This window comes from Planktophila turicensis (SeqCode) (assembly GCF_965234405.1).
GTDB lineage: Bacteria > Actinomycetota > Actinomycetes > Nanopelagicales > Nanopelagicaceae > Planktophila > Planktophila turicensis.
In genome coordinates this window covers 789,260-814,516 of sequence record NZ_OZ248346.1, presented here as the reverse complement: position 1 = coordinate 814,516, position 25,257 = coordinate 789,260, and the positions used below count along the sequence as shown (strand labels likewise).

Sequence of the window (25,257 nt, the reverse complement as noted above, 5' to 3'; positions counted from 1 at the left end):
GGGGTTCTTTGGGTAAGTATTTTTAGATGTCGTAGTAGAGCTCGAATTCAGCTGGATGCGGACGTAGACGTACGTAATCAACTTCGTTCTTACGCTTCCATTCGATCCATGTAGCGATGAGGTCTTCAGTGAAGACGCCACCCTTTGTAAGGAATTCGTGATCCTTCTCGAGTGAATCGAGAACTGCATCGAGTGATCCTGGAACCTGTGGAATAGCTGCAGCTTCTGCACCTTCGAGTTCGTAGAGATCCTTATCAACTGGAGCAGGTGGTTCGATCTTATTTACGATTCCATCGATACCAGCCATGAGCATTGCTGCAAATGCGAGGTATGGGTTTGATGATGGATCTGGGCAACGGAATTCAACGCGCTTTGCCTTTGGTGATGAACCAGTAATTGGAATACGGATACATGCAGAACGGTTACGAGCTGAGTAAACGAGGTTTACTGGCGCTTCATAACCTGGAACCAAGCGGCGGTATGAGTTCACTGTTGGGTTGGTGAATGCAAGAAGTGATGGAGCATGCTTCAAGAGACCACCGATGTACCAACGTGCCATATCTGAGAGATCGCCATATGTGCCAGCTTCGAAGAAGAGTGGCTTGCCATCTTTCCAGAGTGATTGGTGAACGTGCATACCTGAGCCGTTATCTCCGAAGAGTGGCTTTGGCATAAATGTTGCGGTCTTTCCACCTTCCCATGCAACGTTACGGATGATGTACTTAAACTTCATCAATTCGTCGCCTGCAGTAAGAATGTCTGTGAAGCGGTAGTTGATCTCCATCTGTCCAGCAGTTCCAACTTCGTGGTGTGAACGCTCAACTTGAAGACCTGCACGACCAAGTTCCATAACCATCTCGTCACGAAGATCAGCGAACTGATCTGTTGGGGAAACAGGGAAGTAGCCACCCTTAACGCGTGTGCGATAACCACGGTTTGGTGTGCCATCTGGATCTGCAACGATTCCTGTATTCCATGAACCTTCGTATGAATCGATGTGGTGGTATGCCTCGTTGATTCCGGTCTTAAAGCGAATTGCATCGAAGACGTAGAACTCAGCTTCAGGAGCGAAGAACGCCTGATCTGCAATACCTGTTGACTTCAAGAAATCAACTGCCTTCTTCACTACGCCACGTGGGTCGCGTGAGTAAGGAGTGTCATCTGAAGGGTTGTGAACAGAGAAGATGATGACCAAAGTCTTTTCAAGACGGAATGGATCAATAAATGCTGATTCTGGAACTGGAAGCAACTTCATATCTGATTCGTGAATTGACTGGAAACCGCGAATTGATGAACCGTCGAACATAAGACCATCTGTGAAGACTGCTTCGTCGAATGATTCAACAGGAACGTTGAAGTGGTGCTGAATTCCCGGAAGATCTGTAAAGCGAACGTCAACGAGCTTTACATCTTCCTTCTTGATGTATGCAAAAATCTCTGAAGAATTCTTAAACATAGTGTGGACTCCAATTGAGGCTGTTTATCGCCCAGCTGCCTCATCATTGAGTACTGCTGATGGAGTGAAGGCTAGTTTGCCCGAGTAAAAATGTCATAATTTTGGTGTTACAACTGTGTTACATCATCGTCGAATGGCTCACATCGCACCCGCCGGCGCCTGGGGATAGGCTTCGTGCATGTTTCCACGCGTAAGCCAGGGCCGACGACTACTCGGCATATCTCTTGATTGGCTCGCCTGCTACGCCATCGCTCTCGGCTTCTTTGCCGGCGGCGGCTCCTTCACCGATCGCGTACCGCAGGCCCGAATCCCGGTCCTCATACTGCTCTTCGCTGAGTACTCGATTTTCGTCGCCCTTGGGGGATCGTCATTCGGACATCGCCTTGTCGGTCTCAAGGTGGTCCGTTTCTCAGATGGTGGGGCGGTGACGCCAATTCAGGCCTTGATTCGAACTGCGCTTCTGCTACCGCTCATCACTGCAATCACATTCGATGAGAATGGTCGGGGAATTAATGAACGCTTTTCAAATACCGTCTTGGTTTCTAGAAGGTAATTAGCGAATCTTTGTTCCCTTTGGCATTGGTCCCTTTGGAATAGGAAGAGACATTCCACCAACAGCCTTCAGGCGCGCACGAACTTCACGCATCTGATGTGCAGATAATTTCTTTGGAAGCTTGGCGAGGTGCTTCTGTAATTTGCGGATAGGAACTTGTCCATCTCCATCGCCTACGTAAACCTCGATGATTGGAACGCCAGGTGCGAATCGCTCAGACTTTCGCTTCTCATCTTGAATCATCTGGCGAACTGCAAATCCGCCTTCACCGGTAAGAACAATTCCTGCACGTCCAACGCTGCGGTGGACCATATCTTGTTGGCGATTTACTGCAACAGCCGGAGTTGTTGTCCATCCCTTGCGAATAGCCATAAGAACGCTAGCGCCTGCGCCGATCTGTCCTTCAATAGAAGAGTAAGCAGCAGAGCCTGCAATGCGAGTAAAGAAGAACATGGCAGCAAGTGCTGCAAGTGGGATCGTGACGAATCCACCATAAATAGGATGATCAAAGATAAAGCCAAGTGAGATGCCGACTACAAGTACAACCAAGAAGATTGCAATGAGGGCGATGCCAATCCATGGTTTTACAGCCTTGGTGACGTTATAGGCATCACGAAATGTCTGAAAACGAGGAGTCTTGATCTTTGCTTCTTTATTTTTCTTCTTAAACATGCGCGTTAGTTTAGGGGAGCAGGGGCTGTACCACCAAGGCGCACAGGCGCCCAGCGCTGTCCTTCATGTGAATCTGGATACTTTTCCTGCACTTCATGGAGCATCGCAAGCATTGTTTCGCGCAGAAGCTTCTCGCCAGCCTCGACATCAGATTTCTTATCGAAGTAGAGAGGTTCGCCAAAAGCCACTGTTATGGGCACATTCTTACGACGCAGGTCTCGCTTGACCTTCTTGGTCCAGATTCGCTGTGAGCCCCAGACAATTGTAGGAATTACTGGAACGCCGGCGCCCATAGCTAATCGAACTGCACCAGATTTAAGTTCCTTGATTTCAAAACTTACAGAGATTGTTCCTTCAGGAAAGATGCCAATGATTTCACCTGCACGAAGAGCGCGAAGTGCCGTAACGAAGGAGGCTGAACCATTTGAGCGATCAACGCAGATGTGGTGCATTCCGCGCATGAGTGGTCCAGCTAATTTGTTATCGAAGATTTCCTTCTTTGCCATAAATCGAACATATCGACCAGCTGGAAGTGCAGCGGTTCCAGTGAGTGCGAAATCTAAATAGCCAATGTGATTGATTGCCAGAATTGACCCACCATCACGCGGAATGTTCTCTTCGCCTTGAAAATCAAATTGCAGTCCCAAGTAACGCCAAAATGCTTTAATGGCAACAATTACTGGGGGATAGACGAGATCAGCCACGCAAGCTTCGCTTTTCTTGCGCTTGCTTATAAAGACGACCTGCACGGTAAGAGCTGCGTACAAGTGGGCCGCTCATGACGCCGCTAAATCCAATATCTTCAGCTTCTTTCGCAAGCTCGACGAACTCATCAGGTTTAACCCAACGCTCGACTGGATGGTGCTTATTTGTTGGGCGTAGATATTGAGTAATGGTGATGAGGTCACAGCCGGCTGCATGAAGATCAACGAGCGCCTGTGAAATTTCCTCGCGGGTTTCTCCGAGGCCAAGGATGAGGTTGGATTTTGTAATCAGACCAAATTCACGAGCTTGTGTAATGACATTGAGTGAACGCTCGTAGGTAAATGCAGGGCGAATGCGTTTGAAGATACGTGGAACAGTCTCCAAGTTATGTGCAAATACTTCTGGACGAGTTTCGAAGACTTCATTGAGATAGACAGGGTTGCCACTGAAATCTGGTGCAAGCATTTCAACGCCGGTTCCGGGATTGAGTTCATGTACCTTGCGAATAGTTTCTGCGTATAGCCACGCACCTTCATCTTCAAGATCATCGCGAGTAACACCAGTGATAGTTGCGTACTTCAGCCCCATAGCTTGAACGGATTCAGCTACGCGGCGTGGTTCATCGCGATCAAGTGGATCTGGTTTTCCTGTATCAATATTGCAGAAATCGCAACGACGAGTACAACGCTCGCCTCCGATAAGGAAAGTCGCTTCCTTATCTTCCCAACATTCAAAAATATTTGGACAAGCGGCTTCTTGGCAGACTGTGTGGAGTCCTTCGCTCTTTACTAGAGAACGAAGTCGGGTGTACTCAGGACCCATATTGGCGCGGGTTTTGATCCACTCGGGTTTACGTTCAATGGGAGTCTCAGTGTTACGAGCCTCGATGCGCAGAAGTTTGCGACCTTCGGGTGCAATAGTCATGCGCTCACCTTTACCAATGTCTCGTAGAGATATTTCTCAACAACCGGAGCCACTTCATCGATAGAAATGTCGCGACCAAGTTCTTGCTGCAGCGAAGTCACCGAGGCATCTTCAATTCCGCAGGGGATGATTCTATTGAATTCAGTCAGGTCTGGATTCACGTTCAGAGCAAAGCCATGCATCGATACGCCCGTTGCTACGCGTATGCCGATGGCGGCAATCTTTCTTTCACCCTTCTCATCGCAGACCCAGACACCGGAACGGCCATCAACTCTCTGGGTTTCAAGGCCAAACTCACCGCATACACGGATGAGACCGGCCTCAATTTCGCGAACAAAACCAACGAGCTCGGTGGGCTTTGCCAATTTAACGATTGGATAGCCAACGAGCTGGCCAGGACCATGCCAAGTGATTTTGCCACCGCGATCGACGTTGATCACTGGAGTTCCATCATGAGGTTTCTCTGAATCGCTCGTTCTCTTCCCGGCTGTGTAGACAGAAGGATGTTCAAGAAGCAGAAGGGTGTTCGGGCGAACGCCTTCGGCTACTTCTTTATGTATAAGTCGTTGAGTCTCGAGTGCTGTTGCGTACTCGATAAGACCTGCGCGCTGAATCGCCAAAGGAGAGTGAGAAATATGTGAGTCATATGAAGCGCTTGCAAGGGGCACAGACACAGCCTAAAGGTAGGCTAGCGCTCTCGCGAATTACGCTCATTCCAAGCCTGAAAGGCCTGATCTATCGTGTCAACAATTACTGCTCAGAAATCTCGTAAGCCATTTGCTCTTGCAATGTTGGTCGTCATCGTCTGGTTCGTTCTCACAGGTGTCTTCGGTCCACTCTTTGGAAAGCTCACCTCGGTTCAAGAAAATAATAACTCTTCCTTCTTGCCTAAGGGAGCCGAAGCCACACTTGCATCCGATGAGATTCAGAAATTCTCTGCAGGCGATTCGTTCAGTTTCCCAACGCTTATTCTCTTTGAGGGCGCTGTAAAGCCAGAGGTCTTGGCAAATATTCAATCCCATATGGCAGGCGTTGGTTCACTCACACTTGCAGGAACCACTGCGAAGATTTCAGATTACTTAGCCCCAGATCAGGCTATCTCCGTATTCCCATCACAAGATGGCGAAGCAATTCTTGCCAACGTTCCACTCGATGGAAATGCGATCTCACTTCTATTGCCCAATGATGAACCCGTTCTTCCGGCAATCGTTGAGGCCCTACGAGAAGATGTAACACCATTGGCTGAAGCTAATGGAGTCACTCATTACGTCACTGGACCTGCTGGTCTTCTTGGCGATCTCTTCGGAGCATTTGGAAGTATCGATTCAACGCTCTTGCTCACCACATTAGCTGTTGTTGCAGTCATTTTGATTGTTGTGTATCGATCACCAATTCTCTGGGTGATACCGCTTTTGTCAGCGCTATTCGCGCTCACCATGGCAGGTGGAATTGTTTATCTTTTGGCTAAGGCAGACATCATCGATGTTGATGGTCAGTCGCAAGGAATTCTTTCGGTTCTTGTAATCGGAGCAGCAACTGATTACGCACTTCTACTTATTGCACGTTATCGAGAAGAACTTCATCATCACGAGGATCGATTCGCTGCAATGAAAGCTGCCTATAAAGGCGTCTGGGAACCAATCATTGCGTCCGGTTCAACAGTCTCGATTTCACTTCTCATTCTCTTGTTCAGCCAACTGACAAATACAGCAGGACTTGGACCAATCGGTGCTATCGGCATTGTCTGCGCGATGATCACCATCCTTACTTTGCTTCCTGCGCTTCTACTTCTCTTCGGTCGCTGGATCTTCTGGCCACGCGTTCCTCGTAATGACGGGGATGACCATGTCATGACAGGAACCTGGTCAAAGGTCGGTAACGTAATCGATCGCAATCCGCGCAAGGCGTGGGTTATTTCAGGTTCAGTACTTCTCCTCTTTGCATTTGCCTCAACAACTCTGAAGGCAGATGGAATCGGAACAGTCGACACCTTTACAGGCAAGCCTGAATCCGTTGTTGGTCAGAAGTTGCTTACTAAGCACTTTCCAGGCGGAGAAGGAGACCCAACGCAGGTTGTCGTCAACGCCAACAAGATTGGGGCAGTCTCTTCAGCACTCAAGAGCGCTCCAGGCGTTACAGATGTTTCACCACAACTCGATGGAATTCCTATTCCAGGACAGCCACTTCCTGCAGTGAAGGTTGTCGGCAATAGAGCAATTCTTAACGTGACCCTCGATAAGGCGCCTGATAGCGTCGAAGCAGGAAACGATATTCCCGAAATTCGCCGGTTGGCACATGAAGCAGATTCCACATCTTTGGTTGGTGGCACAAGCGCCGTCTACTTCGATGTGCGAACTGCAAATGATCGTGACAATAAGACAATTATTCCCCTGATCCTTATCGCAATCACTCTCATCCTTGGCCTACTTCTTCGAAGCATTTTGAGTGCAGCGCTGTTGCTCGGCACAGTTCTTCTCTCCTACTTCGCAACACTGGGTGTATGTGCACTCGTCTTTAACCATGTATTTGGTTTCGCCGGGGGAGATACATCCTTCCCACTCTTCGCCTTCATCTTCCTTGTCGCTCTCGGAATTGACTACAACATCTTCTTGATGACTCGCGTTCGCGAAGAATCTATGAAGATTGGTACTCGAGCAGGCGTCATCAAGGGACTTACAGTGACAGGTGCAGTTATTACATCTGCTGGAATCGTTCTTGCAGCAACATTTGCTGTGCTCGGTCTACTTCCACTCGTTCCACTTGCAGAGCTTGGTTTTGCGGTGGCCTTTGGAGTATTGCTCGACACCATCATCGTTCGTTCAATCTTGGTCCCAGCGCTAGTCCACGAGATTGGTCCAAAGATCTGGTGGCCGTCTAAGTTGCAGAACAAGTAATACTGATGCGCGTTGGTATTGCCGGTTACGGACTTGCAGGTCGATCTTTTCACGCACCGTTACTCAAAGGGTGTGGATTTGAAGTCGCCTCAGTTCTGACCGGCAATTCAACGCGTGCGCGACAAGCCAAGGAAGATTTCCCCTTGGTAAAGGTTGCTGAAAACCTCACAGACTTTCTTGCACAAGATCTTGAACTGGTTGTGATTGCAACAGCCAATGCAGCGCACTGCGAACATGCACTTGCTGCAATAAGCGCAGGAATCCCTGTAGTTGTCGAGAAGCCCATGGGACGCACCGTTACTGAAACCCTGCGCATTCTCGATGCGAGTGAGAAATCAGGAGTTCCGGTCACCGCTTTCTATAACCGCCAATGGGATAGCGATTCACTCACCATTAAGAAGGTGGCGGCAAACGGCCTTATTGGAAAAGTTTTCAGAATGGATTCACGGTTCGAGCGCTACCGTCCTCAGCTCAACCCCACTGCCTGGCGAGAAAACCTCACACCTGATGAAGGTGGTGGTCTACTTCTCGATCTTCAAACACATTTACTTTCTACTGCCCTTGATTGCTTCGGACCAGCCGACCTTACCTACGCAAGTATTCGAAAGATTCGCGGTGAGTCAGAAGATGATGTCGTTCTCAATCTTCGTCATCATTCGGGCGTTGATTCATATTGTTCAGTTAGTGCTATTTCAGGATCAACAGGTCCGCGAGTTCGTGTACTAGGTACCGAGGGTGCCCTCATCATTGAAGACCTAGACCCACAAGAAGCGCTATTGCGAGCAGGTAATTTCCCTGAAGGTGGAATTTGGAAAGAGCCAACTTCATCAAAGGCTTACATTCAACGCGGTGATCAGCGCGAAGAGATTCAAGCAGTGCCTGGAAATTATGGTTACTTCTATTTAGCAGTACGTGATGCCCTCGAGGGTAAAGGTTCAATGCCAGTAACTCGAGAACAGATTCTTGCGGTGGCAACGATTATTGATAAGGCGCGTGAAATTAGTGTCCGATAAGAAGGTTGCAATTATCGGGGCAGGACTTGCTGGTCTCAGTGCAGCAATCACTTTGCAGGATGCGGGTTGCGAAGTCGATGTTTACGAGTCTTCAGATCGCGTAGGTGGTCGAGTCGCAACAGATCTGATTGACGGGTATCGACTTGATAGAGGATTCCAGCTCATTAACTCGCGCTACCCAGAGCTGCTGCGCCTTGATGTCGTTAGAGAATTAAACTTTGTTGAAGCATTTCGTTCTGTCGATATCTCTCTTGATGAGTTCACTGTCGCTTTGGGCGATCCTCGCGAAAGCCTTTTATCTGCCTTTAACCCTGCGACAGGTTCTATCTTTACAAAGCTGCGTTTTATCGGTTATCTAACGAGCACTTCGAAGCAAGGGCGCTCTGTTGAAGATGAACTTTCTCAGTACGGCAATCTATATCAGCGCGTACTTAAACCATTCTTATCAGGCGTTTTTCTGACATCGCCGGCAAACGTTGATGCGGTAAGTGGCAAAGAGATTGTTCGCTCATTTATTTCAGGGAGACCCGGCTTGCCAGCACATGGTGCGGGGGAGTTGCCAAAGGCACTGGCACAACGGGTTCGCTCAATTCATCTCAACACTCGGATTGATTCACTTGATGACCTGAAGGCAGATGCCGTCATAGTTGCAGCTGATTTAACAACTGCAGCACAACTTCTAGATATTCCGAACGTGCCAAAACTTGCCTCTAGTACGACCTGGTATCACGAGGTTCCTATGGAGATGACGCTATCTAATCGTCTATTGATTGATGGACAATCCCGCGGGCCAGTTATTAACTCGATTGCGATTTCAAATATGGTCCCAACGTATGCGCCCATCGGAAAAACTTTGCTCTCATCAACAACAATCGAGTTTGCATCCGAATCTGAAGTACGTCGCCACCTTGCGATTATGTGGGGCGTATCAACATCTGATTGGGCGTTGATTGCTAAGTACGAGATTCCAAAATCTCTTCCTATATTCGGCGTTGGTAAGCAGGGAATCCAATCGGCAAAGGTTGCAAATAATCTCTTTGTCGCAGGAGATTACAGAACGGCGCCATCACAAAATGGTGCACTCTTATCAGGGCGCTTAGCAGCGCAGGAGTTACTCCTGAATTAGAGCGGTAAGAGCGTTGGTGATATGGGGGTAATCCCAAGTAAATCCAGCATCAGTAAGCGCTTGAGGCATAACCTTCTTGCTTCCCAAGATCTCAGAAGAAAATCCACCGAGTGCAATCTTGAGTGCGATTGCAGGCGCTGGAAAAAGTGCCGGGCGGTGCATCGCGCGCGCAAGAGCTGATGTGAACTCTTGATTAGTAACTGGATTTGGTGAAGTCAGATTTACCGGACCTGAAACCTTGCTTTCAAGTAGGAAGGTAATTGCGCGAATAACATCGTGCAAAGTAATCCAAGACCACCACTGCTTACCATTTCCAAGTTTTCCGCCCAGACCTAAGCGAAAGAGCGGAAGCATCTTGCCAAGTGCGCCACCAGTTGGATCAAGGACTAGTCCGGTACGAATCTTGACGGTACGAACATCAGTCACGAGGTCAGCGGCGCCTTCCCATTCACGACAAACGGCGGCAAGAAAGTCATCTCCGACGCGATCTGTTTCGACGACAGAGCGATTGCCTGATTCGCCATACCAACCGATAGCGCTAGCTGAGATAAAGACCTGTGGCTTCACTTCATTAACTGCGTGTGCGATGGCAGTTGTGCCGAGTAAACGTGAATTGAGAATCTCTGATTTGTACTTCTTGCTCCAGCGCTTATCGCCAACACCGACGCCAGCTAAGTGGATGATTGCATCTACTCCGCGGAGCGCTTCAATATCTACATAACCTGTCTTTGGATCCCATTGAATTTCATCAGGTGCAACAACAGGGCGACGCACAAAACGCTGAACCGTATGGCCTTCACTCTTGAGGTGACCAACGAGTGCGGTTCCGATAAGCCCTGATGCACCCGTAATAGCGATGCGTTGTGGAACTGACATTGGCGTTAGAGACCCAAGTCAGCTTCGAATGCTCCACCTTCAAGGCGCTCTTTGAGAGTCACCAAGAAACGAGCCGCATCTGCACCATCTACGACACGGTGATCGTATGAAAGTCCGAGATAAACCATGGAACGAATAGCAATTGTCTCGCCACCGTCTTCACCCTTAACAACCATTGGACGCTTAACAACTGCGCCGAGTCCGAGGATTGCTACCTGTGGCTGATTAATGATTGGCGTGTCAAAGAGTGCACCACGTGAACCTGTATTGGTGAGAGTAAATGTTCCACCACCGAGTTCATCTGGAGTTACCTTGTTATCGCGTGTGCGAGCTGCAAGATCTGCAATCTTACGAGCAACGCCACCCATGTTGAGGTCGCCAGCATTGTGAATCACTGGAACCAAGAGACCGCGTTCGGTATCAACTGCGATACCAAGGTGCTCTGCGCCGTGATAAATAATCTGATCACCTTCGACAGATGAGTTAAGAACTGGGTGCTGCTTCAACGCTTCGCATACTGCAACTGCAAAGAATGGAAGGAATGAAAGCTTGACGCCTTCGCGGCCTTCGAAAGTTGCCTTTGAGCGATCGCGAAGTCGAGCAATCTTTGTGACATCTACTTCAATCACTGTGGTGAGCTGAGCTGAAACCTGAAGTGACTCAACCATGCGCGCTGCAATTACCTTGCGAAGTCGTGACATTGTCACAGTTGTTCCGCGAAGTGGAGATGCGACTGGAGCTGCTGGACGTTGAGTTTGCACAGACGAACTTGCGACATTCGCAGCCTGAGGAGGAACCCCTGCCGCAGCGCTATTTGTGGTCTGCGCGGACACCACGTCTTCCTTACGAATACGACCGCCGATACCGGTACCGCGAACAGATGCGAGATTTACTCCGAGATCATTTGCAAGTTTGCGAACGATTGGAGTGACATAAGCATCTTGTGGTTGTGAAACTGGCGCTGGTGTTACAGGCACAGCGACTGGAGTAGAAACTTGAGCTGAAACCTGTGCCACCTGAACGGGGGCTATTGGCTCGGACACAACAGGAACTGGAGGAGGTGTTGGTGCTGCGGCCACAGGTGCTGGAGCGGATCCGCTTACCCCGATGAGTCCGAGACGCGCACCGACTGGAACAGTTGTATCAACTGCAACATCGATTGCAAGAAGCGTTCCGGCAACGGGTGAAGGAATCTCTGTATCGACCTTATCTGTAGAAACTTCTAGGAGCGCTTCATCAACTGCAACTGAATCGCCAACGTTTTTAAGCCAACGAGTAACAGTTCCTTCGCTCACTGATTCGCCAAGTGCTGGCATTGTGATGACAGTTCCTCCGCCTGCTGGAGCAGCGGGTGCTGCAGCAGGAGCTGGTGGGGGAGTTGGTGCTGTAGGCGCTACGGGGGCAACTACGGTTTCAGGCACAGCAACTGGAGTCGCAGCCTGAGGTGGAACCTCTGCCACATTTACATTGTTACTTCCTCCGGACACCGCACTATCCGCAATCACGGCAAGCTCTGCGCCAACTGCAACAGTCTGATCTACGCCGACAACAATCTTAGAAAGAATTCCTGCAACAGGTGAAGGGATCTCGGTATCGACCTTATCTGTAGAAACTTCGAGGAGCGGTTCGTCGACAGCGACCATGTCGCCTTCGTTCTTAAGCCAACGTGTAACTGTTCCTTCACTTACGCTCTCGCCGAGAGCTGGCATTGTTACTGAGAATGACATCGTTATTTTCTCCTCTTACTTAACCGTGCGCGTGAAGTGGTTTGCCTGCAAGAGCCATATGAGCTTCGCCCATTGCCTCTGACAGTGTTGGGTGTGCATGAACGAGAGGTGCAACATCATCTGCTGTCGCCTCCCAGTTAAAGATCAATTGCGCTTCAGCGAGAAGTTCGCCAACGCGTGCGCCGACCATATGGATTCCAAGAACTGGACCATTCTTTTCGGCAACAAGTTTGATTGAGCCTGCAGTCTTAAGAATCTGAGCCTTACCGTTTCCAGCGAGGTTGTAATCAAGTTCGACAACGTCGTAACCGCGTTCTTTAGCAATCTTTGTTGAGAGACCAACGGATGCAACCTCTGGCTCTGAATATGTAACGCGTGGAACGCCGTCGTAATTAATTGGGCGGGGGTTAAGTCCTGCGATTGTTTCGGCAACAAGAATTCCTTCTTGGAATCCAACGTGTGCGAGCTGAAGAGTAGGGATGATGTCGCCAACTGCGAAGATGCCAGGGATATTTGTGCGGCAGTGGTCATCAACGGTGATGTATCCGCGATCCATTGCAATACCGACTTCTTGGTAGCCAATTCCATCGGTTACAGGGCCTCGGCCAACAGATACGAGGAGAACATCGGCAGTGAATTCACGGCCATCTTCAAGAGTGACTGTGACGCCATTTGCGTCGACACGATGCGACTTAAAGCGAACTCCGAGTTCAAATTTAATTCCACGCTTGCGGTAGGCGCGCTCAAGCAACTTACTTGATGATTCATCTTCAAGTGCGATGAGGTGTGGCAAACCTTCGATGATTGTTACATCTGCACCGAATGACTTCCAGACAGATGCGAACTCGCAACCAATGACTCCGCCACCAAGAACGATTGCGCTCTGTGGAACGTAACCAAGTGAAGTTCCATGATCTGAAGTGATGACGCGTTGACCGTCGATATCTAGGCCAGGCAAAGTGCGAGCGTATGAACCGGTTGCAAGAACGATGTTCTTGCCAACATATTTCGTTCCATTTACTTCAACGGTGTTATTTGAAACAAGTCGTCCTGAACCTTCAACGAATGTGATTCCGCGAGATTTAACGAGACCTTGCAAACCTTTATAGAGACCGGCGATAACTCCATCTTTGTAGGAATTGACCCCGACCATATCGATCGAGTTGAAAGTGGCATTTACTCCGAATTGCGCAGATTCGCGTGCGCTATCTGCAACTTCGCCTGCATGCAGAAGAGCCTTGGTAGGAATGCAACCGCGGTGGAGGCAGGTACCGCCGACCTTATCTTTCTCGATGAGAGCAACTGAGAGTCCAAGTTGTGCTCCACGAAGAGCTGCTGCATAGCCGCCGCTTCCGCCGCCGAGAACTACGAGATCAAAATCTGCCACCGAGATACTCCTTCGCAAGTGAGCCCTGTTTGAAATGAGCTCAACAGCCGTATCTTGCCAGCCTAGGCGGGTGATTGCATAACGCGGTTAGGCGCTGGCGGCCACGGCTAGCTGAACGAGAGAGCGAAGAGCTACGCCAGTTCCGCCAACCGGGGTATATCCGTGGGGCTGGCTCTCGTTATAGGCAGGACCCGCAATATCCAGATGTAGCCATGGGAGTTCATCTGAGACGAAATCCTTGAGGAACAAGCCCGCCACGAGCATGCCGCCCATACGTTCGCCGATATTGGCAAGATCTGCAACCGGTGAATCCAAGGAGGCGCGAAGTTCTACGGGAAGAGGCATTGGCCAGAACGCTTCGCCAGTCTCTTTTGTCACATCCATAAAGTGAGATGAAAATTCCGGATTGTTTGTCATGACAGCGCTAGTGCGAGTTCCGAGTGCAACAACCTGCGCACCGGTAAGGGTGGCTACATCAACAATGCCATCAAGATCTTTTGTCTCTTGTGCGCGAACAAGTGCATCGCCGAGAACGAGACGACCTTCAGCATCTGGATTGAGAACTTCAACAGTCTTACCGCCGTACATTGTGATGACATCGCTAGGACGGGTTGCTGTATCGCTGACCATGTTCTCGGCAAGAGGAGCCCACGTTTCGATTGCAACAGGCAACTTAAGAAGTGCGATCGCAATAGTTGCAGCACAGACAGCAGCTGCGCCAGACATATCTGACTTCATTGCTTCCATGCCAAGAGCTGGCTTAAGAGCAAGACCGCCAGTATCAAATGTGATTCCCTTGCCGACGAAGGCGTACTTCTTCTTCGCCTTTGCACCCTTTGGCGTATATGAGACATGAAGTAAACGTGGGGGATTTGCAGAACCCTGACCTACTCCGATAATTCCGCCGTAACCCTTTGACTTCAATTGTGCATCAGTCATTACTGAAACTTTAAGTCCAGCAGATGCACCGCCAGCTTTCTTCACTGCATCTGTAATGGCTTTGCAGAAAGTTTCAGGAGTGAGGTGGCTTGGAGGTGTATTGATTAAGTCCCGTACCAAGTTTGTATAGGTACCGATAACTTCAGCTGACTTTGCTACTGACTTTACATCTGCCTTTGGTGCTAAATCTGTATGAACAGTGACCGATTTCAGAGGAGCCTTTTGCGCGCTCTTGGTTGAACCTCTGAATTGATCGAATAGATATGAGCCAAGCGCTGCACCTTCAGCAATCGCCTTTACTGCTGCAGCGTTCTTTGTTGGGAGTGAAAAAGTTGCACTTGAATTTCCAGCTAGCGCGCGAGCTGCAGCCCCTGCTGCGCGTCGCAATACTTCGTGATCGTAATGTGTTGAAGCTTTTCCAAGACCAGTAAAGACAATGAGACGCGTTGAAGTACTAGGGACCTTGATTACTTCGTCAGCTTTTCCAGTAGCACCCAAATCTGAAAGCGCCTGCATGAGAACCTTGGTGTCAATTGCGAGGTCGCCTGATTCAATCTGAAGAGAAACAGCCCCAGTCTTTGAAGACTTAGAACTCTTAGAGGCCAACCCAACGACTAGAACATCATCTTTAACAATTCCGTCTGAAAGGCGGATCGTGGTCATGGTGGCTCCTCTAGCTAACACTAAATTGATTGATTTCACTCTGCCTTAACTGAGCAGATGCGAGAGCGTAAGTGTAAGTTGTTGCTGTGAAAAACTCACCTTTGCATCAGAAGCATGTAGACCTCAAGGCGAAGATGGCCGATTTCGGGGGCTGGCTTATGCCTATCGAATATCCAGGCGCAGGAGTCCTCGCTGAGCACACAGCTGTTCGCGAACGAGTCGGACTCTTTGATGTCTCGCACCTCGGAAAAGCGAGCGTTGTAGGTGACGGTGCTCTCGAATACCTCAATGCAATGTTTTCCAATGACCTCAATCGGATTGTCGATAGCAAAGCCCAATACACGCTTCTCTGTAATCCAGATGGGGGTGTTGTAGATGACCTCATCGCCTACAGAAATTCGGATTCAGATTTTTTCTTGATTCCAAATGCGTCCAATACAACTGATGTTGTGCGGGTGCTTAACGAGAACGTTCCTTCTGGAATTACCGTCACCAACCTCCATGAAAAGTTTGCAGTTTTGGCTTTACAAGGTCCGCAAGCGGTTGAAGTGATTCGCAGTTTAGGAATTAATCCCACAATGGATTACATGGCTTTTGCCCATGTTTCTATCGCTGGCTGCGATGTCATTCTCTGCCGTACCGGCTACACCGGTGAACACGGATATGAATTAGTTCCACAATGGAACGATGCCTCTGTTGTCTGGGATGCACTTGTTGAGGCGATGAAGCCTTTCGACGGATTGATCTGCGGGCTGGGTGCTCGCGACACATTGCGCACGGAGATGGGTTATCCACTGCACGGACACGAACTCTCACTTGAAATCTCACCGGTGCAGGCAAGTGCTGGTTGGGCAATAGGCTGGAAGAAAGATAGTTTCCGAGGTTCTGAAGTACTGCAATCTCAACGTGAAGCAGGCACGGTCCGAACACTGAAAGCTTTGAAATCAAATGACCGAGGAATCCCTCGCGCGGGCATGTCAGTCAAGGGTGCGGATGGAAAAGAGATTGGTGTTGTCACGAGCGGAACCTTCTCACCGTCACTCAAAGTGGGAATTGCGTTGGCGCTGCTTGATCCCGAGTATGCAGTGGGTGATGTAGTAACAATCGATGTCAGAGGACGCGAATCTTCAGCAACGATTAATTCGATGCCTTTTGTACCTTCACATGTTCGATAAATTCAATCGGGGTTAAGAAGGCAGCTTTTGTGTGGGCTCTTCGTAGCGTCTGAAGGATTGATTTTCCGGCAATTGCAATGAGCGAAGCAGTAAAGATTGCTCGCGGAATATCCCAGGCCATCGCTGATAAGAAGTGATACGAGAAGAACCTTGAGAGATTTTCAGCGATGGGTGCACCAGCCAGATATGAAAGCTGCGTATCGGTACCTAGCGCCCACGGCCAGAATTGAAGGTCCATCGCAATTCCAAAGAACTCGGCGGCGAGAATTCCGTAGATAACGAGTGCGAAAATTTCTTTCTTGCCGCGCAAAGAACGTGGAATGAGTGCAACTCCTAAACCAATCCATCCAGCTGCAAAAGCTTGATACGCAACCCACGGACCCATGCCGCCCGTAAGAATTGCAGAAAGAAGCATAGAAAGCGTTCCTAACAAGAAACCAAATGAAGGACCGAATACTCGGGCGGAGAGAATAAGCACGAACCACATCGGTTCGATTCCCACAGCGCCAGTACCCATTGGGCGCAACGCCGCAATGAGAGCTGTGAGCACTGCCAACAGAGCGATGGATTTACTATCTAATTGATTATTACTGGAACTAATCAATAGAAGTAGTAGGGCGAATGGTGTTGCCATCAAGAAAATCCACTGCGGATGACCTTGCTTCTCATTAATTAGAAAGGGCCATAAAAAGCCAAGAGCGCCAATGGCACTTGTGAGAAATAGTGCGATCAAAGATGCGCCTTTGAAGGTAAAAACTCCTGAAGTTCTCATGACTGACCTTCGATTGCATGAACGACATCAGAGACTGTGAGCCATGGATTGGGAGACATAACTTTTGCAACTTGAGGTGCAAAGGCAGGGGATGAAAGAAGTACATCGAGCGTTGTTCCGTCGGCAACTATTTCGCCTTCAGCAAGGAAGAGAACACGGTCTGCGAGTTCGGCTACTAGCTCAACGTCATGTGTAGCTAAGAGGACAGGACGATTGAACTGTGTTGCATATTCCCTAAGAGCGATGGCAAATAAATTCTTGGCGCGATAATCAAGGCCGCGGGTTGGTTCATCGAGAACGAGAACTTCAGGATTTCCAGAAAGCACGATGCTTAAGACAAGTGCTAAACGTTGACCTTCAGATAAGTCATTGGGGTGGGCGTGGGTCGAGATATCTGGAACTAAACGATTGAGTAATGAAGCCGTGGAACCAGGAGTTAAGTCATTACTGCGATCTGCAAGGGCGCACTCTTCGGAGACAGTTGAAGCAAAGAGAAGATCGCTAGGTTCTTGAGGAACATATCCGATTGATTTCCGGCGCTCGGCACCCTTGAGCGTTGTGGGATCGACGCCATCGACTCGTATCTCACCAGCTTGTGGGGAGTGAAGTCCAACAATCGAGTGAAGCAGTGTGCTCTTTCCTGCGCCGTTGCGACCCATAATTGCAACAATCTCACCGTGGTTGATGGATGCACTTACGCCATTAAGAGCGGTTTTCCCTGAATACGAATGGGAAACTTTTGAAATTTCTATCGCAGTTGATGTGTGTGTTGGCGTATTCGATGGGCGCACATACTCTTTACTTCGAACATCTTCAGTCTGTCTTCTTACCTCACGAACGCTTGTCCCAATTTCAGAGAGATTAAGAGCGCGAGCCAATTTTACGATGGGTGGAACTAAGTCTGAGTTCTTGAGAATCTCATCGGCAGTGCCTATTGAGGTATCGCCATTACCTTCGATAAAGATAATGCGATCTACAAATTGAATGACGCGTTCCAGGCGATGCTCAGCGATGATGACAGTCACGCTCAAATCATGAACGAGTCGGTGAAGAACGGAGAGAACTTCTTCGGCGGCAATCGGGTCTAGCGCGCTTGTGGGTTCATCGAGCACCAGAACTTTTGGATGCATTACAAGGGCGGCACCGATTGCAAGGCGTTGTTGCTCGCCACCACTTAACGTTGCAATGGATCGGTTACGCAAGGCACTTAAGCTAAGTAGGTCGAGAACTTCTTCGACTCTCTTGCGCATTACATCGGGCGCGAAGTTCAGAGCCTCCATGCTGAAGGCGAGCTCTTCTTCAACAATATCTGTGACAAATCCATTTATGGGGTTCTGCCCAACAATTCCCACGAGATGCGCAAGAGATCCGGGCTTTACTGTTCTGGTTGAAATTCCATCTACAGATATATCGCCCGCCAAAATGCCACCAGTGTGATGGGGGACGAGGCCGTTAATAAGACGCAGAAGGGAAGATTTTCCCGAACCCGTTTCGCCCATCACGAGAACCATTTCGCCTTCTTCAATCTGGAATGAAAGGTCTTCGAGGATTGTCTTTGTCGATTGCGGATAGATGAGTGAGACGTTGGAGAAAGTAATCATCGTGTCACCATCGCGACCGCTAAGACAGAGGTGAAGAGAAGAGTGAGGTTATCGCGCATCAACCAAGGAATGGGTCTATAGCGTGAGCGCTTTCTACTGATGCCGTAGCCGCGAGCATCCATGGCTGAGGCAAGCTGCAATGAGCGAGAGAGAGATTCTTCTAGCAGGGGAATAGCAATGGATCGAAGTTCAAGCTTTTCAAAACCGCGCAATTTCTGAGCAGTACGGATGCGACGTGCACTCGTAGCGAGTTGCGGAAAGACGGAAGTTGCAATCACAAGCGTGATGCCGATTTCATAAATAAATGACGGAGTGACGCGCAGGAGTTTGTGGGGACTAGTAAGAGAAGTTGCTGCACCGAAAAGTGCAATCATCGTCGCAATGATTACCCCTTCGTGGAGAGAAGATGACAGTCGCTCGAGCGTAACTGCGCCTCCGATGCGAATTCCAGGCATCCATGACGGCAAATCAAGAATCGGAAGAGTAAAGAGATTGGTTCCTGGAATTGGAACACCGATCAGAATTCCCACAACGGTACGAATGGCGAGAATTGTCAGACCGATGCGAATGGAGAGAGCGAAACTTCTCTGCCAAGGAGAACCATCGCGACGGATGTAGACAAGAAGTGCCACCGCACCCACTATCGCCAGGGCGATAAATGCGTTATCGAGTGCGACGACTCCTATTGCTAAGAGAATCGCACAGATCCACAGGGTAAGTGGATGCAGTGGCTTCTTCATATCTTCTTATTTACTTCTTGAGTAGCGAAGCAGGAGTGTTGATCTCTACGCCACATTCCTTCTTCGGGAAGCCATTAAGTCCGCAGATCAACCCAGAGCTCGCGGATCTAACCTTGATAACTTGACCAAGGACGTCAATACCTTGCGACCCCTTCGCAGTTGTCACGCAGCGCACGATAGTTTTTTGAACCTTTTCACCTTTGGGCGCATAGGCAGCGCTTCCGAATTCAATTACGAGGCCAATGCGCTTTGTATCGGGATCTGACTTGGTCTTGCCGCAGATTGAAGCAAATGATGGCTTTGTCTTTGGCGCTACAGATGGAACGTCATCGCTGCTGAAAACGAATGACCATCCTTCAACTGCTCCATCTTCAATATCTACTGTTGGGCCAGTCATTGCAGCTTTCCATGTAGTTGAGCCTGGGGCTGATTGGAAGTAACCCCAGTAGCGCCAACCTTTAGATGCAGCTTGTGAAGATGGCATTGCCACCAATTGGGATGAGATGAGAATAATTGCGAGTGCAATTTTCTGTGTTGTCGATTTTGTAAATCTTGTATTCATTATGTGAACTCCAGAGTTGAAGAGTCTCACAGGGGTAGCTCGCTAGCGGTCGGTGCGAATGCGCCAAATACCTTTGGACTACACCCCGCAAACCTCGGCGGGTGTTGGTCAAAATCAAATATCGCCGATAGGTAATCCGACTTGAACGGTTCAGAGATGAACTGTCTTACGGTTGCGGGTCAGCGTCGGAATTGCACCGAACTTCCCCTATCGGGACATCTATTAAGTTGTGGTCGTACCAAACCATAGCGAAATGCTGTTGGCAACTCACCACGCGGCGCTTAAGGTGGCGCTATGGAATATAGACGCCTCGGCAACACAGGAATGTATGTCTCTGAAATTTCTTACGGCAATTGGATCACGCACGGCTCACAAGTTGAGACCGAAGCGGCCGTGAAATGTGTGCGCGAAGCACTGAACCAGGGGATTACCACTTTTGATACTGCAGATGTCTATGCAGGCACTAAGGCAGAAGTTGTTCTTGCCAAAGCCCTGAAAGGTGTTCGTCGTGAGACATATGAATTATTTACTAAAGTCTATTTTCCAACCGGTGAAGGAAAGAACGATCGCGGACTTTCACGCAAGCACATCATGGAGTCATGTAACGCTTCGCTTAAGCGCCTAAATACAGATCACATCGATCTCTATCAAGCACATCGCTTCGATGTTGAAACTCCGCTCGAAGAAACTCTGAGTGCCTTTGATGACTTGATACGTCAAGGAAAGGTCAGCTACATCGGATTCTCCGAATGGAATGCGAAGCAGATCTCTGACGCTCTCAAGATTCAGGACTTACGCGGTTATAACCGATTCGTTTCTAGCCAACCTCAATACTCAGCCCTATGGCGCGTCATTGAAAGCGAAGTAGTTCCACTTTCTAAGAAAGAGGGAATCGGGCAGATTGTCTGGTCACCAATGGCGCAAGGAATTTTGACAGGCAAGTACTTGCCAGGAAAGAAAGCACCTGCAGGCTCGCGCGCAACTGATAAAAAGAGCGGCGCGAACTTCATCTCTCGTTGGATGACTGAAGAAGTTCTCACGGCTGTTCAGAAGTTAAAGCCGATTGCAGATGGTCTTGATCTTTCAATGTCTCAGTTGGCGTTGGCTTGGGTCCTGCAGAATCAGAATGTATCCAGTGCAATCATGGGCGCAACTAAACCTTCACAGGTGAAAGAGAATGTGAAGGCATCAGGAGTAAAGCTCAGCGCTGATGTTATGAAAGCGATTGATAACGCTTTAGGAAAACTTCCTGAACGTGATCCAAAGAAGAATGAAAGCCCTAATCCAAGAGCGTAATTCTTTGGCGCTTTGTTAGAAGCTTTCTCCGACTTTGATCTGAGGCTTAGGTGTGCGCATTCTGCGCATTTGAGTTGAGCGTAGCCATCCATACATGCCGATGCCCTTAACTTCTGCATCAGGGAACTTAGCTGCAACGAGACGTTTGATTCGGCGGCTCAAGAAAATTCCATCAATCACAGAGATGAGAAGAACGCTATACATAATGGCAATGCTGCCAATTTGGAAGATGGCAGAAGGAATAAGAGTAAGGAAAAGCACCACAAAGATAATGGGCAAGAAGTATTCGCCGATAGATTTTCGAGAATCTACATAATTTCTCACGTATCGCTTAACAGGGCCTTTATCGCGCAATGGAAGTGCGTTCTCATCTCCACGAAGATATGCAGCACGAGAAGCGATTCTGGCAGCACGAGCTGCATCCTTGGCGCGCTTCTTCTCCTCCTTAGTTGATGCAGGTGCAAGAGATGAAACCTTGCGTGCAGCTACGGCATCTTTGCGCTTTGGAGTAGGACGGCCTTTTTTACTTGGAGTTGATTCGCTCATGTGCCGAACTATAGAGCGAGCATCTGGTCGAGAGCCAACTTCGAGTACTTCGCAACGCGCTCATCGACCTTGATCTCATTGACGACATGACCAGCAACGATTGATTCCATCGCCCAGACAAGGTGCGGAAGATCGATGCGATTCATGGTTGAGCAGTAGCAGACTGTCTTATCGAGGAAGACGATTTCTTTATCCGGATTGTTCTGCGCAAGGCGAGACACAAGATTGAGCTCTGTTCCGATTGCCCACTTGCTTCCCGCAGGGGAAGAAGAGACTGCCTGAATAATTTTTTCTGTACTACCCACTACATCAGAATCAACGACAACTTCATGTTGGCACTCAGGGTGGGTAATTACCTGAACTCCAGGAATGCGAGTGCGTACTTCCTGAATAGATTTGCGAGTGAATCGTCCATGGACAGAGCAATGCCCGCGCCAGAGAATCATTTTTGCGCCACGAATCTGGTCCTCAGTTAATCCGCCCATTGGCTTCCAAGGGTTCCAGAGAACGCAATCGTCTAATGAGAGCCCGAGTGAAAGAACTGCCGTGTTACGACCAAGGTGTTGATCGGGGAGGAAGAGCACCTTCTCGCCCTTAGCAAAAGCCCATTCAAGAGTTTTCTGTGCGTTAGACGAAGTACAGATTGTTCCGCCATGTTCGCCAGTGAAACTCTTAATTGCTGCAGATGAGTTCATATATGTCACTGGAACTGTTCGCGATGCAACGCCAAGTTTTTCAAGTTCTTGCCAGCACTGGTTGACTTGATTTGCAGTAGCCATATCTGCCATCGAACATCCTGCAGCCAAGTCAGGGAGAATCACGCGCTGCTTCGCTGAAGTAAGGATGTCGGCACTTTCAGCCATGAAGTGAACGCCACAGAAGAAGATGAATTCAGCCGAACTTTGTTCTGCTGCAGCTTGCGCCAATTTAAATGAGTCGCCAGTGATATCAGCGAATTGAATGACTTCATCACGTTGATAGTGATGGCCCAAAATAAGTGCGCGAGAGCCAAGTGCTGCCTTTGCAGCGATTGCTCGTTCGACCAGATGCAGGTCACTTGCGGGTGGGAGCTCGCCTGTACATGAGACGCCTCGCTCAGAAGCGAGGTCGGAGCCTTGACCAAGGACTAGTAGCTCGCTCAGGCTGATGGACATGTACGTATTGTCATGCGTTTGGGTTCGCCACGGCAACCCGACGCGGGTATTCTTCGGCACATGACTACTGAAACAACATCAACTCCAGTCGAGATCACAACAGGCATCACACTTACAGAGGTCGCAGCCGCAAAGGTTGCAGCACTTCTTGCACAAGAAGGTCGCGATGACCTCTACCTCCGCGTTGCTGTACAGCCAGGTGGCTGCTCAGGTCTTCGTTACCAGCTCTATTTCGATGATCGCAATCAAGATGGCGACATCACTCGTGAATTTGGCGCAGTCAAAGTTGTTGTCGACAAGATGAGCGATCCATATCTCATGGGCGCATCAATTGATTTCGTAGACACAATTGAGAAGCAGGGCTTCACAATTGATAATCCAAATGCACAGGGTTCATGTGCATGCGGCGATTCATTTAACTAATCAGCGCTAAAACCTCGCTGCTGTAGTTAGATTCCCACATGAAAATTGGCGTTGCTGGTTCTGTTGGTCTCGATCACCTCATGACTTTCCCTGGAAAGTTCACTGACTCACTGGTCGCCGGTTCACTCGAAAAAGTTTCTCTCTCATTCCTCGTAGACGGTCTTGATGTACGTCGTGGGGGATGTGCAGCAAATATCGCCTTCGGCCTCGGCGTCCTTGGTCTCAATCCAATTTTGATCGCTGCGGTTGGAAAAGATTTCGCTGATTACGATGCATGGCTTTCTCGCCATGGCGTGGATACATCTCACGCACTTGTTTCAACGACGCAGCACACTGCTCACTTCACAGTGACAACTGATACAGAACTCAATCAGATCGCATCCTTCTTTCCAGGTGCGATGTCTGAAGCTCGCAATATTGAACTCAAGCCCATCATGGATAAGGTCGGAAAACTCGACCTCTTAGTGGTTTCCCCTGATGATCCTGAAGCAATGTTGCGTCACACAGAAGTTGCTCAAGCGATGGGAGTTGCAGTTGCGGCCGACCCATCACAACAGATGGCGCGCATGAGCGGTGAAGAAATCAAGAAGTTGATTTCAGGAGCTACCTATCTCTTCATGAATGAGTACGAATTAGCTCTGGCAATTCAGAAGACTGGTTGGAGCGATCACGAGATTCTTGAACGTGTGAAATATCGAGTTGTCACACTTGGAGCAGATGGCGCCCGAATCGAAAGTATTGATGGAACATTTATCAAAGTTGGTTGCGCGCAAGAGAAGGCAAAGATCGACCCAACGGGTGTCGGAGATTCTTTCCGTTCTGGTTTTGTTGCAGGGCTTGCATGGGGTCTATCTCACGAACGCTGCGCACAGCTAGGTTCGATGATTGCAACTTATGTCATTGAGACTACTGGTACTCAGGAATATCGATTTACTAAAGAAGAATTCGTAACCCGATTTAGTGAGGCGTACGGAACAGATGCAGCAGCTGAAGTAGCTGCGCACCTACCCGCGTAATTTCTGCAGCACTGCCTTGAGGGCAGTTGCAAGTTCTGAAATATCTTCTTCAGTGGTTTCTGCGTGCAAGGTAAATCGCAGGTGTCCCGTTGTTTCATATCCCATTGCTGCAAGCACGTGGCTTGGTTGCAAATCTTCAGGAGAACAGGCAGATCCTGAGTCCACATCAATGCCAAGGGCAGCAAGTTCGCGGATAACGGGTTCGCCGGCAACGCCTTGAGCAACTAATGAAAAGAGATGTGGCAGTGCGGGCGAAGTTGGAGCGACAACTTCCACACCTTCAAGAGAAGAGAGTGCGGATAGTGCGAAAGCGCGAAGAGCAGGGTCTTCACCTTTAAAGTTTTCAAGCGCGATAGATGAGGCGATTAGAAGTGGAAGTGAGTAACTGCCTGGAGAGCTAATGGGAGCGATGTGCGGAAGTGGGTATGAGAATTCAGAACGATTATTGATTGCCATGATTGCAATACCCGCAGGACCGTTCCACGAGAGCGAATCAAATAGCGCGGTATTCCAATGCGGAGGAAAAGGAAGTCGTGAACCCGATGCAGTGGCATCGACTGCAACTCGGACAGAAGTTGGAAGATCTAGGTGCTCCTGAATCACTCCGGTCTCACTATTTGCTAACTGCAGAGAAAGCACCGATCCTGGTGCTATGCCCGCAAGGTTTTGAATGCCACCGGAACGATCGACAGAAAGTTCTGAAACTTCATTGGAATGAGATCGGGCGATTGCTCGGATCTTTCCTTTATCGGTGGCTGAATACACAAAGGGGGAGTTCTCTCGAAAGAGGCCGGCGATCGAGAGAAAGTGGCCCAGCGCTGGCTCGCCGATGACCTCGATTGAGGAGACAGGGATAGCCAATTTGTCGGCGATATTTTCCAGGGCTTGGTTTCGAAGGATTGCTGCCTTAGAAGCGCTCTGAGAAATCTTCTTAGGATCGGCCCACCCTTGGTCGAAAGCGGCTAGCAGAGCCTGTCTTGCGGCAGGGTGGAGCTGGCCCTCGGAGGTGAAATTTCTTGTGACACGAACCACCGAAT

The 25,257-nt window shown here is 49.2% G+C and carries 24 protein-coding genes and 1 riboswitch; of the genes, 8 read left to right on the top strand and 16 right to left on the bottom strand.

What is annotated here, in order from left to right; genetic code table 11:
* Positions 1-22 precede the first annotated feature (22 nt).
* Complete coding sequence (gene glnA / locus AC8GFK_RS04145; RefSeq protein ID WP_095673651.1) at positions 23-1,456, bottom strand: type I glutamate--ammonia ligase; 1,434 nt, start codon at positions 1,454-1,456, stop codon at positions 23-25.
* Positions 1,457-1,634: 178 nt separating this feature from the next.
* Here glnA and AC8GFK_RS04140 point away from each other — a divergent pair, with 178 nt between their 5' ends.
* Positions 1,635-2,009 (top strand): RDD family protein, encoded by a 375-nt coding sequence (locus tag AC8GFK_RS04140; RefSeq protein WP_506624783.1) that lies wholly within the window; start codon positions 1,635-1,637, stop codon positions 2,007-2,009.
* On the opposite strand, the gene AC8GFK_RS04135 is transcribed toward AC8GFK_RS04140, so the two are convergent.
* The 4 genes from AC8GFK_RS04135 to lipB are packed head-to-tail and all read right to left on the bottom strand — an operon-like array spanning position 2,010 to position 4,978.
* Positions 2,010-2,681 carry a DUF4191 domain-containing protein gene (locus AC8GFK_RS04135; RefSeq protein ID WP_095673649.1) on the bottom strand — a complete coding sequence of 224 codons (672 nt, stop codon included), beginning with the start codon at positions 2,679-2,681 and terminating at the stop codon, positions 2,010-2,012.
* Positions 2,682-2,686: 5 nt separating this feature from the next.
* Entirely contained in the window at positions 2,687-3,385 is a 699-nt protein-coding gene (locus tag AC8GFK_RS04130; RefSeq protein ID WP_506624782.1) for a lysophospholipid acyltransferase family protein, read from the bottom strand.
* Positions 3,378-4,310 (bottom strand): lipoyl synthase, encoded by a 933-nt coding sequence (gene lipA / locus AC8GFK_RS04125; RefSeq protein ID WP_095673647.1) that lies wholly within the window; start codon positions 4,308-4,310, stop codon positions 3,378-3,380. Before lipA ends, AC8GFK_RS04130 begins: the two co-directional genes overlap by 8 nt.
* Entirely contained in the window at positions 4,307-4,978 is a 672-nt protein-coding gene (lipB, locus tag AC8GFK_RS04120) for a lipoyl(octanoyl) transferase LipB (protein ID WP_506624781.1), read from the bottom strand. Before lipB ends, lipA begins: the two co-directional genes overlap by 4 nt.
* Before the next feature lie 120 nt (positions 4,979-5,098).
* Between lipB and AC8GFK_RS04115 the strand changes: the two genes are divergently transcribed.
* The 3 genes from AC8GFK_RS04115 to AC8GFK_RS04105 are packed head-to-tail and all read left to right on the top strand — an operon-like array spanning position 5,099 to position 9,343.
* Positions 5,099-7,204 (top strand): MMPL family transporter, encoded by a 2,106-nt coding sequence (locus AC8GFK_RS04115; protein WP_506625784.1) that lies wholly within the window; start codon positions 5,099-5,101, stop codon positions 7,202-7,204.
* Positions 7,205-7,209: 5 nt separating this feature from the next.
* Positions 7,210-8,217, top strand: a complete 1,008-nt coding sequence (locus AC8GFK_RS04110; protein WP_506624780.1) for a Gfo/Idh/MocA family protein — start codon at positions 7,210-7,212, stop codon at positions 8,215-8,217.
* On the top strand, positions 8,198-9,343 hold the full coding sequence (locus tag AC8GFK_RS04105; protein ID WP_506624779.1) for an NAD(P)/FAD-dependent oxidoreductase: 1,146 nt from the start codon (positions 8,198-8,200) through the stop codon (positions 9,341-9,343). Before AC8GFK_RS04110 ends, AC8GFK_RS04105 begins: the two co-directional genes overlap by 20 nt.
* On the opposite strand, the gene AC8GFK_RS04100 is transcribed toward AC8GFK_RS04105, so the two are convergent.
* From AC8GFK_RS04100 to AC8GFK_RS04085, 4 genes are all read right to left on the bottom strand, one after another.
* A complete protein-coding gene (locus AC8GFK_RS04100; RefSeq protein ID WP_506624778.1) occupies positions 9,329-10,219 on the bottom strand; it encodes a TIGR01777 family oxidoreductase in 891 nt (296 codons plus the stop codon). The genes AC8GFK_RS04105 and AC8GFK_RS04100 overlap by 15 nt on opposite strands.
* Positions 10,220-10,224: 5 nt before the next feature.
* On the bottom strand, positions 10,225-11,946 hold the full coding sequence (gene sucB, locus AC8GFK_RS04095) for a 2-oxoglutarate dehydrogenase, E2 component, dihydrolipoamide succinyltransferase (RefSeq protein ID WP_506624777.1): 1,722 nt from the start codon (positions 11,944-11,946) through the stop codon (positions 10,225-10,227).
* A 19-nt stretch (positions 11,947-11,965) separates the two neighbouring features.
* On the bottom strand, positions 11,966-13,333 hold the full coding sequence (gene lpdA / locus AC8GFK_RS04090) for a dihydrolipoyl dehydrogenase (RefSeq protein ID WP_095673641.1): 1,368 nt from the start codon (positions 13,331-13,333) through the stop codon (positions 11,966-11,968).
* Positions 13,334-13,420: 87 nt separating this feature from the next.
* Positions 13,421-14,935: a leucyl aminopeptidase gene (locus tag AC8GFK_RS04085; RefSeq protein WP_506624776.1), complete on the bottom strand. Its 1,515-nt coding sequence runs from the start codon at positions 14,933-14,935 to the stop codon at positions 13,421-13,423.
* A gap of 86 nt (positions 14,936-15,021) precedes the next feature.
* Here AC8GFK_RS04085 and gcvT point away from each other — a divergent pair, with 86 nt between their 5' ends.
* Positions 15,022-16,110, top strand: coding sequence for a glycine cleavage system aminomethyltransferase GcvT (gene gcvT, locus AC8GFK_RS04080; RefSeq protein WP_506624775.1), 1,089 nt, complete (start codon positions 15,022-15,024; stop codon positions 16,108-16,110).
* Here the strand turns inward: gcvT and AC8GFK_RS04075 are convergent.
* The 4 genes from AC8GFK_RS04075 to AC8GFK_RS04060 are packed head-to-tail and all read right to left on the bottom strand — an operon-like array spanning position 16,073 to position 19,785.
* Positions 16,073-16,882, bottom strand: a complete 810-nt coding sequence (locus tag AC8GFK_RS04075; RefSeq protein WP_506624774.1) for an ECF transporter S component — start codon at positions 16,880-16,882, stop codon at positions 16,073-16,075. The two genes, gcvT and AC8GFK_RS04075, sit on opposite strands and share 38 nt — an antisense overlap.
* Positions 16,879-18,483 (bottom strand): ABC transporter ATP-binding protein, encoded by a 1,605-nt coding sequence (locus tag AC8GFK_RS04070; RefSeq protein WP_506624773.1) that lies wholly within the window; start codon positions 18,481-18,483, stop codon positions 16,879-16,881. The genes AC8GFK_RS04075 and AC8GFK_RS04070 overlap by 4 nt, the downstream gene beginning before the upstream one ends.
* On the bottom strand, positions 18,480-19,223 hold the full coding sequence (locus AC8GFK_RS04065) for an energy-coupling factor transporter transmembrane component T family protein (protein ID WP_506624772.1): 744 nt from the start codon (positions 19,221-19,223) through the stop codon (positions 18,480-18,482). The genes AC8GFK_RS04070 and AC8GFK_RS04065 overlap by 4 nt, the downstream gene beginning before the upstream one ends.
* 10 nt (positions 19,224-19,233) lie before the next feature.
* Positions 19,234-19,785, bottom strand: a complete 552-nt coding sequence (locus tag AC8GFK_RS04060) for an SCO2322 family protein (protein WP_506624771.1) — start codon at positions 19,783-19,785, stop codon at positions 19,234-19,236.
* Between the two features lie 73 nt (positions 19,786-19,858).
* Positions 19,859-20,019: riboswitch (adenosylcobalamin (AdoCbl) riboswitch) on the bottom strand.
* A 60-nt stretch (positions 20,020-20,079) separates the two neighbouring features.
* Here AC8GFK_RS04060 and AC8GFK_RS04055 point away from each other — a divergent pair.
* A complete protein-coding gene (locus AC8GFK_RS04055) occupies positions 20,080-21,081 on the top strand; it encodes an aldo/keto reductase family protein (RefSeq protein ID WP_506624770.1) in 1,002 nt (333 codons plus the stop codon).
* Positions 21,082-21,096: 15 nt separating this feature from the next.
* On the opposite strand, the gene AC8GFK_RS04050 is transcribed toward AC8GFK_RS04055, so the two are convergent.
* Positions 21,097-21,627: a DUF3043 domain-containing protein gene (locus AC8GFK_RS04050; RefSeq protein WP_506624769.1), complete on the bottom strand. Its 531-nt coding sequence runs from the start codon at positions 21,625-21,627 to the stop codon at positions 21,097-21,099.
* An 8-nt stretch (positions 21,628-21,635) separates the two neighbouring features.
* Entirely contained in the window at positions 21,636-22,781 is a 1,146-nt protein-coding gene (gene nadA / locus AC8GFK_RS04045) for a quinolinate synthase NadA (RefSeq protein ID WP_506624768.1), read from the bottom strand.
* 60 nt (positions 22,782-22,841) lie between these two features.
* On the opposite strand from nadA, the gene AC8GFK_RS04040 reads away from it, so the two are divergent.
* Both AC8GFK_RS04040 and AC8GFK_RS04035 read left to right on the top strand, forming a co-directional pair.
* The gene (locus AC8GFK_RS04040; protein ID WP_506624767.1) at positions 22,842-23,204 is read left to right on the top strand and encodes a HesB/IscA family protein; all 363 of its coding nucleotides are present in this window, start codon (positions 22,842-22,844) and stop codon (positions 23,202-23,204) included.
* 38 nt (positions 23,205-23,242) lie between these two features.
* The gene (locus tag AC8GFK_RS04035) at positions 23,243-24,220 is read left to right on the top strand and encodes a carbohydrate kinase family protein (protein ID WP_506624766.1); all 978 of its coding nucleotides are present in this window, start codon (positions 23,243-23,245) and stop codon (positions 24,218-24,220) included.
* Here AC8GFK_RS04035 and AC8GFK_RS04030 read toward each other — a convergent pair.
* Positions 24,209-25,252, bottom strand: coding sequence for an aminotransferase class V-fold PLP-dependent enzyme (locus AC8GFK_RS04030; protein ID WP_506624765.1), 1,044 nt, complete (start codon positions 25,250-25,252; stop codon positions 24,209-24,211). The genes AC8GFK_RS04035 and AC8GFK_RS04030 overlap by 12 nt on opposite strands.
* Positions 25,253-25,257: the final 5 nt, after the last annotated feature.